This window comes from Prosthecobacter sp., assembly GCF_044378005.1.
Classification (GTDB): Bacteria; Verrucomicrobiota; Verrucomicrobiia; order Verrucomicrobiales; family Verrucomicrobiaceae; genus Prosthecobacter.
This window is the reverse complement of the sequence record NZ_JBILYB010000320.1, coordinates 1-2,785: the sequence shown is the minus strand read 5'-3', so window position 1 is coordinate 2,785 and position 2,785 is coordinate 1. Positions and strand designations below refer to the sequence as shown.

Below are 2,785 nucleotides of genomic sequence, written 5' to 3'. Positions count from 1 at the left end.
GACTCCACCGTGGCCTGCTCACCGGGAGGGAGCGTGTTCACCGCGTCCACCACCGCCTGCGCAAAGGGCGTGCCGTCCGTGCCATTGCTGCCATCCAGACCTTGAGGGATGCCAAAGGTCAGATGCACGGTGCTGCCATCGAAGGTGGACTCCACCGTGGCCTGCTCACCGGCAGGCAGCGTGTTCACCGCATCCACCGTCAAATCCGCAAAAGGCGGACCGGCATCCCCAGGGCTGCCATCCGCCCCTGCCGGAATGCCAAAGGTAAAGTGCAGCGTGCCACCGCTGACCCCGAGCGTCACCGTCGCCGTTTCCCCCGGCGGCAGCGTGTTCACGCCGTCCACCGTGGCACTGCCGACGGATTGAATGGCGTCGATGAGGTCTTTGAGGCCGTTGAACTGCGCCCGCATCGGCGCGGACTCGATCAAGGCGTTCGTGGCTGGGTAAGTGGGATCGAACATGAGTTTGCGGTTGTTTGCGATGGTTGACGGTGGTTGACGATGGTTGACGGTCGTTGGCCGTAGCAGCGGCCGTGAGTCCGTCTCCGGGTTCGTCCTCGTCCTCGTTGATTCGCTTCTCTCACCCCTTGGGCTGCCTGCGGCAGTCTGTCTCGCTTCGCTCGGCTCTCGAACTCATCCTCGATCAGGACGCATGAGGCACCGCGGCAGGCACCTAGCTTTCGTGCAGCAGGCTTGTCATGGCCTTGGATGTTTGGGCTGTTACAATGACGAAGAATCGAGGACGAGTAGGATTGAGCGATGGCCCGGCAAACCACCGCCCAGGTAGGGCGGCTGGTCCCCCAGCCGCCGGGATTGGCGGCGCGTTGAGGACAACGCGCCCTACCTTTCCGGCGCTCACGGCGCTCGCTCCGTCGTCTCGCTCGTCCAGGTGCCCGGACCGGCGCTGCCGATGGCACGCACGCGGAAGCCGTAGAGCAGGCCCGGCGTCAGGTCGGTCACCAGGATCTTCGACGTGGTGCTGGACTTGACGGCTCCCCAGGGTGCTCCTGGCGTGTCGTGCGGGCGGCACTGCCATTCGTAGCTGCTCGCGCCCTTCACCTTGTCACAGCGCAGCTCGATCTCTCCCTCGTCCTCCGTGGCCAGGGCGCGCAGATCGCCGGGCGCGGGCAGCGACCCGATCGGCGCACCGCTGCTGCGCAGCGGGAAGCCGGTGCTTTGCAGCGCGGCCAGATCGCTCGGCGTCACCGCCTCGCAGTTGTTCGCCCGCGCGGTGATCACCGTGTCCCAGACCAGCACCTTGGCATCGCGGAGCTGGATCTTCTCCTTCCAGGCGATCTCCGCCGCATCCACCGCCGCCTCGGCGGCGGCCAGATCGTCCTGCGCCGTCTGCACCTGCGCATCCGTCGGCACGCGGGTGGCGGCGGGATAGTTCGTGTTGCCGGTCATCGCGGCGATGTGGGCCGCGCCCAGCGCCAGCTTGTCATTGGGCTTCTTGCGGTTGAGTTCCAGTTTGAATTTCGTCATGGTCTTGCTCCTCACGTTGGGTTGGTAGGGAGACGGAGCCGGCCCCGAGTCGAATCGCAGCCCTTGGTCCATGCGGAGGGGCGGGCTGGAGTCGTAGCGGAGGGACATAGCGGCGGCGTCTTGCGGCTGGAATCCAATCACAGACACCGCGCCGGATCATCGTCAGTGGCCTGAACGTCTCGTGTTTTTCCCGCGCTGTGATTTCAGCCCACGATTGGGCGGCCGGTCCTCGGGATGATTCATGAGGTAGTCCAGGCGTGCCACCACCTCCACCACGCTCATGCGCAGCGCCCGGCACACGCGAAACACCGTCGTGATTTTTTCATCCGTCAGCCCGTGCTCGATTTGATACATTTCCGTGCGGGAAAGCCCCGCCCACGCCGCCGCTTCCGCCTGGCTCATCTTCAGCTCGTTGCGCCGTGCGTTCACCAGCTCTCCCAGCAGCTTCAAATGCTCCCGCATCATCGCGTCCAGATGCGCTTGGTGGCCGGGCGGAGGCCGATTCATGCCAGGGCTTGGAGAGAACATAAAACCAACCGTGGTGGTGCGGTCGAGTGAACAATCATCCTAATCCTGAACCGCAAGGCCGAAGATTTCAATCTTATTTTCATCACATTCCCCCCTCATGGGCCTTGCTCCAATCCCGCAGATGCCTGTCGGATCACTCATCCGGCATCAGCAGCGGGCTGGCGGCACACACCCGGTGCCATCACAGACACCCTTCTGTTGCCTCACATGCCCCCTTCTGTCAGCTCACAGACACCCTTCTGTTGGCTCACAGACACCCTTCTGTTAGCTCACAGACACCCTTCTGTTAGCTCACAGACACCCTTCACCTCCAGCCTCAAGAATCAAGCTGCCAGCATCCGGCATTCCTTGCCATCCGATTCATCCGCCGCTTTGATCGTGTTTCACTCATAGGAAATTCCCGAAAATGCCGACCATTTACGATAACATCACCACGCCCTTCCTGGAGAACGACCAGGGCAATGGCCTTCGTGATGCTCTTAAGCTGGCTCTTCGCGGAGATTTCTGCGTGGGGTACTTCAATCTGCGTGGCTGGCGTTCGATTGATGACGTGGTTGAAAGCTGGCCACAAAACGGTTCTCCTCCATGCCGCTTGTTAGTCGGGATGACCATGTCACCGGATGAGGAGTTACGTCTGCTTCTCGCTTCCGGCTCAGATCATTCCAAGCTAGGCCGTGTTTGAAAACCTGTCGATTGGCAAAGTTGAAGGGGTGGTGTAAATAAGGCGACCGATGAAAACACAACGCTTCGCATGGTGGGGGCCGCTCAAAGAG

The 2,785-nt window shown here is 62.1% G+C and carries 4 protein-coding genes; 1 reads left to right on the top strand and 3 read right to left on the bottom strand.

Going from position 1 to position 2,785, the window contains the following annotated elements:
- The 3 genes from AC6FTP_RS26745 to AC6FTP_RS26735 form a co-directional block, all read right to left on the bottom strand.
- The coding region (locus AC6FTP_RS26745) for a hypothetical protein (RefSeq protein ID WP_497209949.1) at window positions 1-461 on the bottom strand (461 nt) is incomplete at its 3' end.
- 393 nt (window positions 462-854) lie between these two features.
- The gene (locus AC6FTP_RS26740) at window positions 855-1,592 is read right to left on the bottom strand and encodes a fibronectin type III domain-containing protein (protein ID WP_497209948.1); all 738 of its coding nucleotides are present in this window, start codon (window positions 1,590-1,592) and stop codon (window positions 855-857) included.
- A gap of 54 nt (window positions 1,593-1,646) precedes the next feature.
- Complete coding sequence (locus AC6FTP_RS26735; protein WP_497209947.1) at window positions 1,647-1,991, bottom strand: helix-turn-helix domain-containing protein; 345 nt, start codon at window positions 1,989-1,991, stop codon at window positions 1,647-1,649.
- A 427-nt stretch (window positions 1,992-2,418) separates the two neighbouring features.
- Between AC6FTP_RS26735 and AC6FTP_RS26730 the strand changes: the two genes are divergently transcribed.
- The gene (locus AC6FTP_RS26730) at window positions 2,419-2,694 is read left to right on the top strand and encodes a phospholipase D-like domain-containing protein (RefSeq protein WP_497209946.1); all 276 of its coding nucleotides are present in this window, start codon (window positions 2,419-2,421) and stop codon (window positions 2,692-2,694) included.
- Window positions 2,695-2,785: the final 91 nt, after the last annotated feature.